The organism is Paenibacillus selenitireducens (assembly GCF_002021565.1).
GTDB classification, from domain to species: Bacteria; Bacillota; Bacilli; order Paenibacillales; family Paenibacillaceae; genus Paenibacillus_K; species Paenibacillus_K selenitireducens.
On record NZ_MSZX01000003.1, the window covers coordinates 296,919 to 310,936 of the forward strand.

Genomic DNA, 14,018 nt, shown 5'->3' on the forward strand with positions numbered 1-14,018 from the left:
TTTAAATACGTAATTACGTAATTGAATAATAACATAAAGGGCAGCGTTTGTAAATTGCTTCCGTCCATTTTAGCTTATAAAAGATTCTGCGTTATGAGGTAGATCGCTTCATCTATCGTAACCACGGTTTCGCTCAATTCGCGCATATCCTTTAACCGTACTTTTCCGGCAGTTGCCTCGCTCTCCCCGATGAGGATCGCGTACCGAATACCTTTGGAGGAGGCCGAAGCCAGTGATTTTTTTAATTTGCGGGAACGTGCCTCCATTCGGGTACGGATCTGGCAGGCACGCAGTTCTGCTGCTGCCCGAAGTGCCTCCGGCAGGGTATCGCCAATCGGAATGACCACCACTGCGGCATCCTCGACGGACATATCGTCGCGCAGATTCAGCATGGCCATGATGGATTCCATGCCGAAGGAAAGCCCGACGGTGGGGTAAGGGAGATCCTCCCGTCCAATGAGTTGGCCGATGATTGCGTCATAACGTCCTCCCGCACCTAAGCTGGATGTGAAGGCGGACGAGGCATCGAAGATTTCATAGACCGTTCCGGTGTAGAAGGAGAGACCGCGAGACAGGAAGGGATCAAAGACGCAATGCGAAGCCAATCCAATCCGTTGCAGCAGATCCTGCAGCGCCAGAACTTCCAAGGCTCCCGGGCGATCTCCGATCCCGAACGTATCAACCAATTGCGCAAAGGTCGGATTCTCGATGGCGATCAGTTCGGTGATGGCATTCAAGGCAGCAGCGTCGAGCTCCTTAGCATGAAGCTCTTGGCGTACGCCGTCTAAGCCAATCTTAGCTAACTTATCTAAGGTCAGCATGACAGATAGCGTCAGCGATGCAGGCACGCCGATCGCTTCTAACATTTCCCCGAGGAAGCGGCGATTATTCCATTTCACAATGATAGGAATATCGAGTTGGCGGAACGCGTCAACCGCAAGCTGCATGAGTTCGGCTTCCGCTTCGGGTCCTGCGATCCCGACGACATCGACATCACATTGCAGGAATTCGCGCAAGCGTCCCCGTTTGACAGGGCCGTCCCGGAATACTTTGCCGATCTCGTACCGTCGGAAGGGCAATTCCAGACCCGGGTGAAGCGCAATGGCTTTGGCGAATGGAATCGTTAAGTCATAGCGAAGTCCGAGCCGGCGGTTCCCTTGATCCTGCAGCTGATACATTTCCTTCACAATTTCATCTCCGCCGGCGTACTTGGAGGTGAGCAGCTCCATTTCGTGGAGGACGGTCGAATCCATGGATTCATAATCATAGACCTCAAAGATGTTTTGCAGCGTTGTTTGAACTTTTTTGCGCAGCGCTTGTTCCTGTCCTAGAAAATCGTAAGTACCTTTCACGTTCTGCATGTTCATCGCACCCTTTCGATTGGCAAAATAAAAAACGCGCCGGACCTCTTGGTCCTGCGCGTTTGGTATGCCGCAGGGAGGCCAACGCGAAATGCGTTAGCCCGCCCTGAATGAATTCAGGTGTGCTAACGCATTTTGTAATAATGAAATTGTTGTAGGTTGATGCTATTCATCAGGAACATTCCCCTTCAACGTATAATTAGGAAGATTATAGCGAACTCCCTGAGGGAATGCAACCTCAAAATACCCAGATTAGAAATCGAAGTTATCCGGGTCCGGACCTACGCGGCGATCTTCATTGAGCGCATCGATACGGTTCATATCTTCTGCAGACAATTCAAAATCAAATACCGAAGCGTTCTCGATAATACGCTGCTCTTTCGTGGATTTCGGAATGGTTACGATGCCATGCTGAAGGTCCCAACGAAGGATAATTTGCGCGACGGATTTGCCGTATTGCCCTGCAATGTCTAGCAAGGTCGGGTTATCTAGCAGCTGTCCTTGCATCAACGGAGACCAGGCCTCCATTTGAATGCCGTGCTCGCTAGCGAACCGAATGAGATCTTTTTGCGTAAGCATTGGATGGTATTCCACCTGATTCACCATAGGCTTGATTTCAGCGTCTTTCATCAAATCTTCCAAATGGTGGATTTGGAAATTGCTTACACCGATGGCTTTAACACGTCCTTCTTTGTAAAGGGTCTCGAGCGCACGCCATGCTTCCTTATACTTTCCTGCGACAGGCCAATGAATGAGATAAAGGTCCAGGTAATCTAGCCCAAGTCGCTCTAAGCTGGCTTCATACGCCGCAATCGTGGACTCATAACCAAGATCGGCATTCCATACTTTGGACGTCACGAATAGATCTTCGCGTGAAAGGTTATTCTCTTGCAGGGCTTCGCGAATGCCTTGTCCCGTGCTTTTCTCGTTCTGATAAATCGCGGCAGTATCGATACTCCGATATCCGTGCTTGACCGCTGCTTTGATCGCTTGGACGAGCTCTGATCCTTCTTCGACTTTAAATACGCCTAAACCGAACCACGGCATACGAACGCCGTTGTGTAATGTTGTTGTAGCTTGTAAGTGTTGTGTCATGATGATGACCTCCTAGTTAGATGTTTGATATGATGCAACTGATTCATTCTTGCTCGCGACTTCACTTCGCTTCTCTAAGGATCGGCTCCAGCCTGTTAATAGAACGGCTCCCAGCACCATGATGGCACCTACCCATGTCGTATGAATAAGACCCATATGGTCCGTAACGACACCGCCCAAATAGGCGCCAATCGCAATGCCTGCATTAAAGGCTGCAATATTAAAAGCAGATGCGATATCCTTCGCGGTTGGCGCATAACGTTCCGCTAGCATAACCACATATACTTGCAATCCGGGGACGTTCATGAAGGCGAATAGACCCATGAGACTTATGGTAACCAATCCCGCGATTTTAAAAGGTGCCGTAAAAAAGAGAATAAAGAGCACAATCGCTTGAACGACGAACATATAAAATAAAGCCTTCAGGGGGTTGCGATTCGCGGCTTTTCCGCCAATCACGTTGCCTATGGCGATCGCAATCCCGTAGACGAGCAGAATGATAGCCACTGTATTTTCATGAAAACCGGTGATGTCGTGCAGGATTGGGGATAAATAAGTAAAGACGACAAATGTACCCCCATAACCCAGTGCGGTGATGATTAAAGAAAGCAACAATCGTCCGTTCGTCACCAGCTTGACTTGGTCGCGGAACGGTGTCTTGGCTCCTGTCCGTAAACCGGATGGTACAAGGATCGAATTAGCGATCCATGCTAGAATCCCGACGACGACGATGGTGATAAAGGCAGATCTCCAACCCCATTGTTGTCCGATCCAAGTACCCAAAGGCACGCCTGTGACCGTGGCAATGGTAAGACCGGAGAACATGATGGAGATCGCGCTAGCTCGACGGTTCTCCGGAACCAGATCTGCAGCGATCGTTGATCCGATGGACATAAATACGCCATGGGCGAATGCGGATATGACACGCGCAATAAGTAGCACAGTAATTCCGCTAGCAACGGAAGCTAAGCCATTCCCCAGAATAAAGACAATCATGATCCATAGCAAAAGTGTCTTGCGTGATACTTTCGCCGTCAATGAGGTGAGGATGGGAGCTCCGAACATCACCCCTAACGCATACAATGTGACGGTTAATCCTGCGGTTGTCACCGATATATTTAAGTCTTCAGCAATAAGCGGGAGTAACCCCACGCTGATGAACTCGGTTGTTCCAATTGCAAAGGCGCTTACCGCTAATGCTAAGAGCGCCAGCGTACTTCTTCGTTGATCGAATGTCATGTGTTTCACTCCTACAGTATGGCAATCACCGGCCGGTAAATGTTATTATGGGACAATCAATACAAAATGAACAGTACGTACTTTAAAGTACTATAGGCACTATAAAGTGCTATAGGCACTAAAAAGTTCCTGTACATGATACAAGGAGGGACAGGCAATGGCCGAGAAGAAATATAATATTTCCGTTGAAGCAACCTTGGAGGTGATCGGCGGGAAATGGAAGTGTGTTATTCTGTGTCATTTAACCCACGGCAAGAAAAGAACCAGCGATCTGAAACGCGTGATGCCGAGCATTACGCAGAAAATGTTGACCCAACAGCTTCGTGAGCTGGAGCAAGACGGCATCGTGAACCGGATCATTTATAATCAAGTGCCGCCCAAAGTCGAGTATGAACTAAGTGAATACGGCCGCAGTCTCCAACCGATATTGGACTCGCTGTGTGCATGGGGAGAAGCTCATATTATTAAAGAGTACGGCGATAAATTCGCTGTGCTCGAGCCGAACTATTTGAATCAACCGTGAGAGGAGAGGACATCAGACATGCAACCTTTCACACGTCGTGTCATTGAGATTATTCAGGGAATCCCAGAAGGATACGTGATGACCTATGGCCAAGTCGCCGAATTGGCGGGGAGCCGTCGTGGCGCCCGGCAAGTCGTTCGGATTCTGCATTCGTTAAGTGATAAACATGGTCTTCCATGGCATCGTGTCGTCAATGCAAAAGGTGAGATTGCGATACAGGATGATGAAGGGCGGTTCACACAGACCGTGTATCTGCAAGATGAGGGGGTCACGATGCTGGCGAATGGGACGATTGATTTGGAGAGGTATCGATACATCCCCGAGGTATGATGTAATTAGGAATATTTTGGGTTATTCGCGATAAATGTGAGATTAGTATCAGATTGTCCATAACACCCCGTGGTATAAAAGGGATAAAAACAAGCTATTGGTATCCGAATAGCATGGGGGGACATGATGAAGAAGCGAAGAAAGTATACCTTTTTCTGGGGGGTAGGCATTGTTATTGTTCTGTTGGCAGTCCTGGGTTGGTTGAATGGGATGCAGAATAAGTCCGTGTTAACGCCGATGACGAATGAAGGTCTGGAGTCCTTCTTCCAGGAACAACAGTCAGGAGTTGTCTATATTGGCCGACCGACTTGCCCGGTATGCAGGGAGTTTCAGCCTAAGGTCGAAAAGGTATCTAAGGCAACGGGAACCGAAGTATTCTATTACAATACCGATCTGGCACGTCAAGAAAATGAGACGACATTGAACCAGATGATGGAGAAGCTGCAAGTACAAGCTGTCCCCACGGTGATCTATTTTAGCGAGGGTAAAGAAGTTGATCGGCTGCAAGAAGGAGAGTACACGCAAGAGGGGTTTGAACAGTTTTTGCAGAAACATGAAGTACCGCATGCCAAATAAGAGAAGCGCCAGAGCCTCAAGAGAGGTTTCATGGCGCTTTTTCTGTGGTTCTATAGGCGATTCGCAGCTGACTCCTTCAGAGAGAGGATATATCCTTTGCTTCGAATGTTCTCGATGGCAAGAACTTGTTGGGTTTTCTGCCGAATACGATAGATGAGTGCATTCACCTCTTCGGAACTAACGTCTGGAATTTCGTCGATCGAAGGCGATCGTTCGGGCCATACATACGTTTTGATCTCGTCCTTAGAGACGAATTGCCGTTGATTCTGAACGAGCAGCTCAATGCATTTATACTCTTTCTCCGAGAAAGCAAAGCACTCGTCATGCACGCTCAGTTCTTGCTTGATTGGATCTAAGCTGAGGTCGGTTACAAGCATGGCATTGGCGGCTTTTAGGAAAGGTACGATATCGATCGTATCATTCAGATTGTACGTTGAGAATGTAAGCAGGACGTGGCCGTGGGCGAGTGAAATGTGATCTGTATGTTGAAGTAGGGTCTTTTCGTTCGGTTGAAGTCGGTTGTGGTTTACGTATGTGCCATTCTTGCTGTCCAGATCCTCAATATAGTATTGGCCGTTCTCCTCGTGAATCGCGAAATGCTTCCTCGACACGAAGATGCTGCTAAAAGCGATATCGGTATCCTCAGCGCTATCGGTTGTTCGTCCTATCACGACGCAACTTTTTTCTAGCGGAATCGTCGTGTCTTCCTGATAGGGAACGCCTTGTTTGACGATTAGAAATGATAATCCCATAATGGTCTCCCTTTACTCTCGTTGTTATGCTGTTATTATTCTATGATCTACTTATTATGTCATAACTATTGTATTCGCGTAAGGGCATTTATAAACTATTAAGTATGAAGCATTGACATGTCGACCATATTTGGAGGGTATGATGAAAAGGTTCTTTTCTAATAAAATCGTATTATTCATTCTGCTAATCATCCTATTAATATATCTGAACAACGGTTCGTTATTCACGAAACAATCGACTACGCCCCCAGAAATCCTTGCTCACCGGGGACTCGGGCAGACCTTTACAATGACGGGGATTACCGGGGATACCTGTACGGCGGAGCGGATTTTCGAACCCGAGCATCCCTATTTAGAAAATACGATTCCATCGATGGCAAAGGCATTTGATCTTGGAGCCGATATCGTAGAACTGGATATTAAGCCCACCAAAGACGATCAATTCGCCGTATTCCATGACTGGACGCTGGAATGCCGTACCAATGCCCATGGCATGGTCAAAGATTATACCATGGAAGAGCTGAAGCAGTTGGATGTTGGTTATGGGTATACTGCGGACGAAGGGAAGACATATCCTTTTCGCGGGAAAGGTATAGGTCTCATGCCGTCGCTGGATGAAGTCCTGTCTTATTTCCCAGAGAAATCGTTCTTGATCCATATCAAGAGTGCGGATCCAGAGGAAGGAACACAACTGGCACAGTATCTCGGAGCACTTCCTGAGCATCAATTAAGTCAGTTAACCGTATACGGCGATGACCAGCCGATCAGCATGCTGAAGAAGAGTCTTCCGGACATCCGTGTGATGTCCATGTCGACGTTGAAGAGCTGTGTACTGTCTTATTTCGCGACAGGATGGACAGGGTATGTTCCAGCAGCATGCCAGGATACGCAATTACATATTCCAGAAACCTATGCCCCTTGGTTATGGGGGTGGCCGGATAAGTTCATACAACGTATGGCCGAGGTGAATACGCGAGTCATTCTTGTAGCAGGCAACGGCGGATGGTCGGAAGGTTTTGACACCATGGAGGATGTTGAACGGATACCGAAGCATTACTCGGGGGGCATATGGACGAATCGAGTTGACCGCATTGCACAATGGTTTAAATAAACGTCTTCCTAACTTTTTGCCGTTGACGATATCATATAAATTGTATACAATTTAATTACATACAACTTATATAAAGGAGGATGTTCGCATGTCTATCTATGATATTGAAGTCAAGTCCATACGAGGGGAGCTGCAGACCCTGGCGCCTTATCAGGGACGGGTGATGCTGATCGTTAATACAGCTACACAGTGTGGTCTAGCTCCACAGTTCAAAGGGCTTCAGCATCTTCATGATACGTATCAAGATCAAGGGTTTACGGTGCTTGGGTTCCCGTGCGCGCAGTTCGCGAACCAGGAACCGGGCGACAACGATGAGGTCGCTCAGGCATGCGAGATCAACTTTGGCATTACGTTTCCGTTGTATGCCAAGATTGATGTGAATGGCAGCAACGCACATCCTTTGTTCCAATATCTTACGCAGCAAGCCAAAGGGATCTTCGGCACCAAAGCGATCAAGTGGAATTTCACCAAATTCCTTGTGGATCCACAGGGGAATGTGGTGAAGCGCTTTGGACCGAAAGATGAACCCCACCGGATTGAGAGCTATATTCAACAATTACTTAAGCATTCACAAAATGCATAGCGATCGGAATATAAAAGCACCCTTATCGCCAAGATCTACTTTTTAGGAGTAGGTCGGAGGAGTTCGATAAGGGCGCTTTTTTTATAGACGGTACTTAGGATTCAATCATCAGGATTTCGCGAATTTCTTGCTCGGTGAGTGCGGTCAAGGCTTCTTCCCCCGGCTGGATGATTTCATCAATCAGATTTTTCTTACGCTGCTGCAGTTCATACATCTTATCTTCTACCGTGCCATGGGCGACAAGGCGGATGACTTGTACAATACGTTTCTGTCCGATGCGGTGAGCGCGGTCGGCAGCCTGCTGCTCAACTGCAGGATTCCACCAGAGATCATAGAGAATGACCGTGTCGGCTCCTGTTAGATTAAGTCCCGTACCCCCTGCTTTCAGGGACATCAGGAAGAGGTCGCGTTCGCCTTCGTTGAATCGGTCACAGAGCGTTACACGCTCGGATGCAGGTGTATTGCCGTCGAGATAAAAATGAGGTACGCCCTGATAGCTTAGCTCGCGTCCAATGATACCAAGCATTTCCGTGAATTGTGAGAAGATGAGCATTCGTTTCCCAGCACTTCGGCACTCTTCGATGATCTCTAATAACTGCTCGAATTTGGCGGAGCTCCCCGTATAGTCCTCTACGAACAAGGCGGGGTGACAGCATAATTGGCGAAGTCGTGTTAACCCAGCAAGAATTTTGATGCGATTTTTCTGGAAAGTCTCAGCATCCAGATGCCTCACGGTTTCTTCACGCAGCTTTGCTAAATAGCTGACATACAGCTTCTTCTGATCAGGCAGAAGCTCTGAAGCTTGAATGGATTCAATCTTCTCGGGCAATTCCTTGAGCACATCGGTTTTCAACCGCCGAAGCAAGAACGGGCGTGCCCTTCGGGCTACGGTTGCTCGAGGGAGGTCTTGAAATGTGCGCCGACCCACGAATAGATCCGGGAATACCGCGTCGAAGATCGACCATAGCTCTTCGAGCCGATTTTCGATGGGCGTCCCCGTCAGAGCGAAGCGATACTGCGCCTGAATAGATTTGACGGCCTGAGCCGTCTGTGTTGCATGATTCTTGAACATCTGAGCTTCATCCAGGATCAAGGTGTGGAACGATGCTGCGATATACTCCTCAAGATCCCGACGTAAGAGTGGGTACGAGGTGAGAACCACATCGACCTGGGATACATCTTGGAGAATCGAACGACGTTCCGACTTGGTTCCATCGGCAATTACCACGCGAATTTCAGGTGCGAATTTCTGCAGCTCGTTATACCAGTTATAGACGAGAGAAGCAGGAGATACCACGATCGCGGGCAGCCCTTGTTCTCGAATTTCAGGGAGTACAGAGACGATAAAGGCGATACTCTGCAAGGTTTTGCCGAGCCCCATATCATCCGCCAGAATCCCCCCGAATTGATAGTACGCAAGGGTTTTGAACCATTGAAACCCATATTTCTGATAATCGCGAAGAATGGGATCTAATCGTGCAGGCACCGGAAATTCCAGGTTATCCGGGTTGCGCATGTTGTCTAAGAGCCGTCGGAATGATTTCCCGAGCTTAACGGAATTCCGTTGTTCATGAGAGTCGATGAGATGAAGTCCGCGGAAGACAGGCAATCGAAGCTCTCCGTTCTTGAAATCCTCCTCTGTGACGCCCATCTCGTTCATGAAACGAATAATTTCTTGGAACTCCTCCGTCTCCAGCGGAAGCAATGCACCGCTTGGAAGTCGATGGTATTTGCGCTTTTCTTCCAGCGATTTGAGCAGATTTCGAATATCGGATTCGGGAATACCATCCATATCGAACTGGAATTCCAGCCATTTGGTACGTTCATCCACATTGACGGTGATCTTGGGCGGCATGATGTCCGTGTAAAGTCTTAATTTCACGCTCGTCGTTGCATAGACGTCCATCAGCTTCTCGAGTTGGGGCACGATATGATAGAGAAAGTCATACTCCCCGTCTTCGTCCTCCATGAAATAGCCAGCTTCGGTCTTGGCGAACGATCCCTGCTCCATCAGTTCGAGAATTCGTCGTTCTTTCTCGCCGTCCCGTAAAAGAATCAGCTCATGGTTGTGCTGTTGGCTGTGACCTTCCAGCGGGTTGATGGTCATTTCGCCGTACTGAAACTCGATGCCGGCTAATAGCCGATCTCTTACGCGGTCAAGGTATAGCTTTGCCTTCAAGGGAGTTCGGAGAATGCGGTCGGATACGGTCTTGGCGATATGAACGGCACCTAATTTCATCAGCCCGGGCGTTACCCGTTCCATAAAGGACTCCATGTGCTCCGGTGCGATCTGGATGTTATGCTTCGGAGAGGCTTCAAGGAGCTGCTTCAACGATGCGAGGCGTCTGCATTGTTCCGTCGACTGCTTCATTATCTTCCCATTCGACAGTATGATGCCGTACATGTCCATGACAAGAATCTGCTCTAGTCCCTCCACATCCAATTGATAGCTCTCCGGCTGGGATTGATCGAATTCGAACTGGACCGGAAGCGGACCATCATCTAATGCAATCCCTTCATACGTCTCGTGGCCGTGTTCAAGCTTAACCGAAGGTGCCGATGCAAGGAGGGATAACATCTGGTCCCACGCGAACGGCGGCACAAGAAGCATGCGGTCGCTTTGTAATCGATTGGCACGTGCTGCAAAGTTATGGAGCGTTTCACGATACATTTTTTCGTGTTGGTAAATGTGAAGGAGCTGTTGAATAATGGCGTCATGCGCCGGCTGAAAGCTATGAAGCTCGGGATCATAGCTGAAATTCTTGGAGAATACATAGGGCTCTCTTCGGTCAATGTGCTCTAGAACATCCCTAATTTTTTGAACCACATAGAGTCGTTTCGGTCCGACCTTCATCTCCAGACCGAACATATATTTCCGGTATCCGTAAGGGACGGGTTTGCACGTGAATTCAACATCAAGCGTTATCCGTGTATCGAAGATCGGTCGTGTGCTCGTTGAACGACGAGGTTTCTCGGTGAAGAGACCCATGATCCGCTCTGTCATTTGTTTGTCGATGGGCGAAATGACTGGCTTTCTATTGGCCGTAACGGCAGAGGATCCTGCGTTATGCTGCGTTGTATCCGCTGAACCGACCGCAACCCAGCTGCGCTCCTGCTGATCATGAATGTGCAGCAATGCAGCTGCGACATGCTTACAGTACGTATCATAAGAATAGAACGCGAGACAGGTGCATTCGGCCCCGATATCTCCGTTGCTATCGATTTCGATGGTGACTTTGCATTCGGTATTTCCTTGCACAATAGCTTCGTAGGTGAAGGCGTCGGGATCGTCATGCGTGAGTGTCACTTTGCCAGCTTGGTAGTCAGCCTGTCCCTTATCATAAGCGCTTGTACCGCATAACAATTTGATAATCCGCTCGGTCAAATAAAAGCTCATGTCAGGAATCCTTTCTTTATTTGAAATTCGTATAAACTTAACTCCGTACTAACGATATCTTTAATATAACATCTCGAATTTTCTAAGGGTACGTCCAAGACCTATTTTACCTATAATGTCGATGAAAAACCAAAAAAGAACCAGGGCAGTTGCCCAAGTTCTACAGAGTGGCGGTAAAAACGATCTATAACAATGATGAAGATGAATGAAATTTGCTATGTTGTATAAATCAGTACAGTGGGGAAAAAGTGTTTGTGGTGGTACTATATTGGATAAATCCACTAACTTCGCTGTCTTCAGTACGATTTCGCACTCTATACTGGATAAATCCAATAGAATGTGCTGAGAATGTCTCTAAAATGCTGATTTTCCCCCTTTATATTGGAAACGTCCATTATAGGTGCGCGTTTTAGTGCTGGTGGTGAAGCTATGTTGGATAAATCCAGGATAGGTCCGCGAAAAAGGACTGGTGGTGTAGCTTTGTTGGAAAATCCATTTTAGGTCCGCGAATTAGCTCATCCGGATGAAAAAAATCGAGGAAGACTTGCTTGTTTAGGGGGAAGGTACTTTTTTTTACGCTCCCTCCAAAAAAACGGGGGTTTCTCGACAGCCTGAAGAACTAGGGCTAGTTGCCCTAGTTCTGTGCTATGTATGAGGATTCGGCTTTCTAATCCCTATACCTCTTTCCGCTTCAAATGCAGCAATCCTCCAATAAAGAACAGAATGAAACTGCACGTAATCGTAATCAGAATATTTTCGATCGGCAGCGTGAAGGCACCGAAGTCCATCTCACTATGTGTCAACATGGCCAGTGAAGGTTGTGCCCAAGGATAGTAAGGTCCGAATTGGGCGGAGTTGACGATAAGCATATTGGGCAATGTCAGTGCTACATTAATGGCCAGCGGTGCAGCAAAGCTGCTCCATCCGATCGATACCCATAATTGCAAAGCCGCGAGCGGCAGACAAGCAACCCAACCGCTGATAATGGCTGGAAGCGCAAACTCCCAGTTCATTCCTCCGGGAATATCATGAAAGCTTACGGACGCAGCTAGGGAAGCGAGCATAAGCAGTTGGGTAACAGCAAGCAGCAGTACAACAATACTAAACTTTGCCATAAATAAGCCCGTTCTCGATACGGGTAGGCATAGCAGTGATTTCCAGCCTCCTCCGCTATGTTCATATCTGCACACAAATGCAGAGAATATTCCCGTCAATATCGGAAGCAGCAGCATAGCGTGAAGTGTGAAGACGATAGACTGCAACTGGACGTACTGTATGAGTGCTGGCGTATCATCGAGCGATGCCATCAGACCGATGATGAGCGAGATAAGCGGGCTTACAGGAACCAATATCCAGATGAGGGATCGGCTCAGCTTTAGTCTTTCAGAAGCCAGTAATCCCATAAATGATTTGACGTTCATCTCAGTTCACATCCTTCCGGTTGAAGTGAATGGAGCCGAGCAGCAGAACGATGAAGCCGCAGAGGAAGCCTACCCCTACAAACACTTCACCTTGAGAAGCTTTGAATGCAGCGAGCGGCCAACTCACGGGCAGCCATTCCGAGGTCGGAAAGATGGACAGTACGGCCAGGACTACACCGATCGTTATGGGAAGTGACTGATTCCGATATGTCATACACATCCATAGCACAAATGCTAGAATAGGCCAGGAAGCGATAAATGGATAGAAGGCCAACTTTGCCACATCGACGATCGGAATATCCGTCCCGAATCTTAGCATCAAGCCTAATGTGATGGACCCCAGAGCCAACAAAATGCACGATACAGTCAGCAGGAATATCGCAACTGCAAACTTGGCGCCAAATACGGAATAACGTGATATCGGCAATGCCAGCAGCTGCTTCCATGCGCTCGTTTGGTGCTCGATATTCGCGAGCATCGAGCTTAGAATCGTAATGCCCATGAGGAGCGCGATAGGAACGAACATCGCTATGTTCTCCAGTAAGTATCTCCATACATCATCCGCATATTGCTTCATCAAATAATCGTATCGCAAGCCGTAGTTAAGCGCCTGCATGGCAATCAATCCGATTGGAGCCAGAAACACCAGAAACCAGAGCCCTTTGCCCTTAAGCTTCAGCAGATCGGCCCTTATAGCTCTGCCGATCATAAGCTTCGTCCCTCCCCGATAATATGAAGGAACAGCTCTTCAAGCGACTTGCGATTTTCCTCCACGCGATAGACGGAGTGGCCTGCGCTCACAAGACTTCTCACCGCGCCAGCTACACGATTATCGTCGGTTATACCCATCGTCAAAGTCGAGTCTGCACCTTGGAAGGAGGCTTCAATACCTTGTTCGCGCAGCAGCCTTAACGCACGCTCCGCTTCTGATACGCGCAGGGATACGACGCTCTGCGACTGAAGCTGCATGTTCTGAATGGTATCTTGGAACACAAGCTCGCCCTGCCGAATAATGCCGACGATGGAAGCCATCTGTTCGACCTCGCTTAATAAGTGGCTGGAGATGAGCACGGTGATGCCATGCTGCTTCGGCATGTTTTTGATGAGTTCCCTAATTTCTAGAATGCCGGAAGGATCGAGTCCATTCGTCGGTTCATCCAGAATGAGCAGCTCCGGACTGCCGAGCAGCGCCCTGGCGATGCCGAGCCGCTGTTTCATCCCAAGGGAATAGCCTTTAACCGCGCGCTTCGCCTCTTTCGTTAGGCCCACGATCTCCAGCACTTCATCGATGCGCTTACGCGGCACGTCGATGATGCGCCGAATTGCCTCCAGATTCTCCACCGCGTTCAAGTGTCCATAGTAAGAAGGATACTCAACCAGAGAGCCTACCTTTCGCAAAATAGAGAGCCGCTGCTTGGCCAGCGATTGTCCGAACACTTCTATACTCCCACTGGATGGTTTGATTAAGCCTAACAGCATACGGATGGTCGTTGTTTTGCCTGCACCGTTTGGACCCAGAAAGCCGTATATTTCACCTTTCGCTATTTTCAAGTTCAGATCAGACACTGCATAGCGCCCTTTATACTTTTTACTAAGACCTTTCGTCTCTATAATCCATTTACTCATCTGT

The 14,018-nt window shown here is 48.3% G+C and carries 13 protein-coding genes; 5 read left to right on the forward strand and 8 right to left on the reverse strand.

The annotated features are described in order from the left end of the window. Positions 1-74: 74 nt before the first annotated feature. The 3 genes from BVG16_RS09135 to BVG16_RS09145 all read right to left on the reverse strand — a co-directional run bounded on the left by BVG16_RS09135 (position 75) and on the right by BVG16_RS09145 (position 3,695). A complete protein-coding gene (locus BVG16_RS09135; protein WP_078498243.1) occupies positions 75-1,361 on the reverse strand; it encodes a histidine--tRNA ligase in 1,287 nt (428 codons plus the stop codon). A gap of 252 nt (positions 1,362-1,613) precedes the next feature. Beyond that, positions 1,614-2,456 carry an aldo/keto reductase gene (locus tag BVG16_RS09140; RefSeq protein ID WP_078498244.1) on the reverse strand — a complete coding sequence of 281 codons (843 nt, stop codon included), beginning with the start codon at positions 2,454-2,456 and terminating at the stop codon, positions 1,614-1,616. Between the two features lie 12 nt (positions 2,457-2,468). After that, on the reverse strand, positions 2,469-3,695 hold the full coding sequence (locus tag BVG16_RS09145) for an MFS transporter (protein WP_078498245.1): 1,227 nt from the start codon (positions 3,693-3,695) through the stop codon (positions 2,469-2,471). Between the two features lie 157 nt (positions 3,696-3,852). Here BVG16_RS09145 and BVG16_RS09150 point away from each other — a divergent pair, with 157 nt between their 5' ends. The 3 genes from BVG16_RS09150 (at position 3,853) to BVG16_RS09160 (ending at position 5,124) form a co-directional block, all read left to right on the forward strand. Continuing rightward, on the forward strand, positions 3,853-4,218 hold the full coding sequence (locus BVG16_RS09150) for a winged helix-turn-helix transcriptional regulator (protein WP_078498246.1): 366 nt from the start codon (positions 3,853-3,855) through the stop codon (positions 4,216-4,218). Between the two features lie 18 nt (positions 4,219-4,236). Continuing rightward, on the forward strand, positions 4,237-4,548 hold the full coding sequence (locus BVG16_RS09155; RefSeq protein WP_078498247.1) for an MGMT family protein: 312 nt from the start codon (positions 4,237-4,239) through the stop codon (positions 4,546-4,548). Positions 4,549-4,671: 123 nt separating this feature from the next. Next, on the forward strand, positions 4,672-5,124 hold the full coding sequence (locus BVG16_RS09160) for a thioredoxin family protein (protein ID WP_078498248.1): 453 nt from the start codon (positions 4,672-4,674) through the stop codon (positions 5,122-5,124). A gap of 50 nt (positions 5,125-5,174) precedes the next feature. On the opposite strand, the gene BVG16_RS09165 is transcribed toward BVG16_RS09160, so the two are convergent. After that, positions 5,175-5,876: an FHA domain-containing protein gene (locus tag BVG16_RS09165; protein ID WP_078498249.1), complete on the reverse strand. Its 702-nt coding sequence runs from the start codon at positions 5,874-5,876 to the stop codon at positions 5,175-5,177. A gap of 142 nt (positions 5,877-6,018) precedes the next feature. Here BVG16_RS09165 and BVG16_RS09170 point away from each other — a divergent pair, with 142 nt between their 5' ends. Both BVG16_RS09170 and BVG16_RS09175 read left to right on the forward strand, forming a co-directional pair. Further along, positions 6,019-6,987: a glycerophosphodiester phosphodiesterase family protein gene (locus BVG16_RS09170; protein WP_144027346.1), complete on the forward strand. Its 969-nt coding sequence runs from the start codon at positions 6,019-6,021 to the stop codon at positions 6,985-6,987. An 88-nt stretch (positions 6,988-7,075) separates the two neighbouring features. Beyond that, a complete protein-coding gene (locus BVG16_RS09175; RefSeq protein ID WP_078498251.1) occupies positions 7,076-7,570 on the forward strand; it encodes a glutathione peroxidase in 495 nt (164 codons plus the stop codon). A 94-nt stretch (positions 7,571-7,664) separates the two neighbouring features. On the opposite strand, the gene BVG16_RS09180 is transcribed toward BVG16_RS09175, so the two are convergent. From BVG16_RS09180 to BVG16_RS09195, 4 genes are all read right to left on the reverse strand, one after another. Further along, positions 7,665-10,967: a DEAD/DEAH box helicase gene (locus BVG16_RS09180; RefSeq protein ID WP_078498252.1), complete on the reverse strand. Its 3,303-nt coding sequence runs from the start codon at positions 10,965-10,967 to the stop codon at positions 7,665-7,667. 674 nt (positions 10,968-11,641) lie between these two features. Continuing rightward, positions 11,642-12,388 (reverse strand): ABC transporter permease, encoded by a 747-nt coding sequence (locus tag BVG16_RS09185; RefSeq protein WP_078498253.1) that lies wholly within the window; start codon positions 12,386-12,388, stop codon positions 11,642-11,644. 1 nt (position 12,389) lies between these two features. After that, positions 12,390-13,097: an ABC transporter permease gene (locus tag BVG16_RS09190; RefSeq protein WP_078498254.1), complete on the reverse strand. Its 708-nt coding sequence runs from the start codon at positions 13,095-13,097 to the stop codon at positions 12,390-12,392. Next, entirely contained in the window at positions 13,094-14,014 is a 921-nt protein-coding gene (locus tag BVG16_RS09195) for an ABC transporter ATP-binding protein (protein ID WP_078498255.1), read from the reverse strand. The genes BVG16_RS09190 and BVG16_RS09195 overlap by 4 nt, the downstream gene beginning before the upstream one ends. Positions 14,015-14,018: the final 4 nt, after the last annotated feature.

Bases quoted from the DNA above. Each gene is read 5' to 3' on its own strand.
- BVG16_RS09160 (WP_078498248.1), top strand. From the start codon at position 4,672: ATGATGAAGAAGCGAAGAAAGTATACCTTTTTCTGGGGGGTAGGCATT.
- BVG16_RS09135 (WP_078498243.1), bottom strand. From the start codon at position 1,361: ATGCAGAACGTGAAAGGTACTTACGATTTTCTAGGACAGGAACAAGCG.
- BVG16_RS09145 (WP_078498245.1), bottom strand. From the start codon at position 3,695: ATGACATTCGATCAACGAAGAAGTACGCTGGCGCTCTTAGCATTAGCG.
- BVG16_RS09185 (WP_078498253.1), bottom strand. From the start codon at position 12,388: ATGAACGTCAAATCATTTATGGGATTACTGGCTTCTGAAAGACTAAAG.
- BVG16_RS09150 (WP_078498246.1), top strand. From the start codon at position 3,853: ATGGCCGAGAAGAAATATAATATTTCCGTTGAAGCAACCTTGGAGGTG.
- BVG16_RS09165 (WP_078498249.1), bottom strand. From the start codon at position 5,876: ATGGGATTATCATTTCTAATCGTCAAACAAGGCGTTCCCTATCAGGAA.
- BVG16_RS09140 (WP_078498244.1), bottom strand. From the start codon at position 2,456: ATGACACAACACTTACAAGCTACAACAACATTACACAACGGCGTTCGT.
- BVG16_RS09175 (WP_078498251.1), top strand. From the start codon at position 7,076: ATGTCTATCTATGATATTGAAGTCAAGTCCATACGAGGGGAGCTGCAG.
- BVG16_RS09190 (WP_078498254.1), bottom strand. From the start codon at position 13,097: ATGATCGGCAGAGCTATAAGGGCCGATCTGCTGAAGCTTAAGGGCAAA.
- BVG16_RS09180 (WP_078498252.1), bottom strand. From the start codon at position 10,967: ATGAGCTTTTATTTGACCGAGCGGATTATCAAATTGTTATGCGGTACA.
- BVG16_RS09195 (WP_078498255.1), bottom strand. From the start codon at position 14,014: ATGAGTAAATGGATTATAGAGACGAAAGGTCTTAGTAAAAAGTATAAA.
- BVG16_RS09170 (WP_144027346.1), top strand. From the start codon at position 6,019: ATGAAAAGGTTCTTTTCTAATAAAATCGTATTATTCATTCTGCTAATC.
- BVG16_RS09155 (WP_078498247.1), top strand. From the start codon at position 4,237: ATGCAACCTTTCACACGTCGTGTCATTGAGATTATTCAGGGAATCCCA.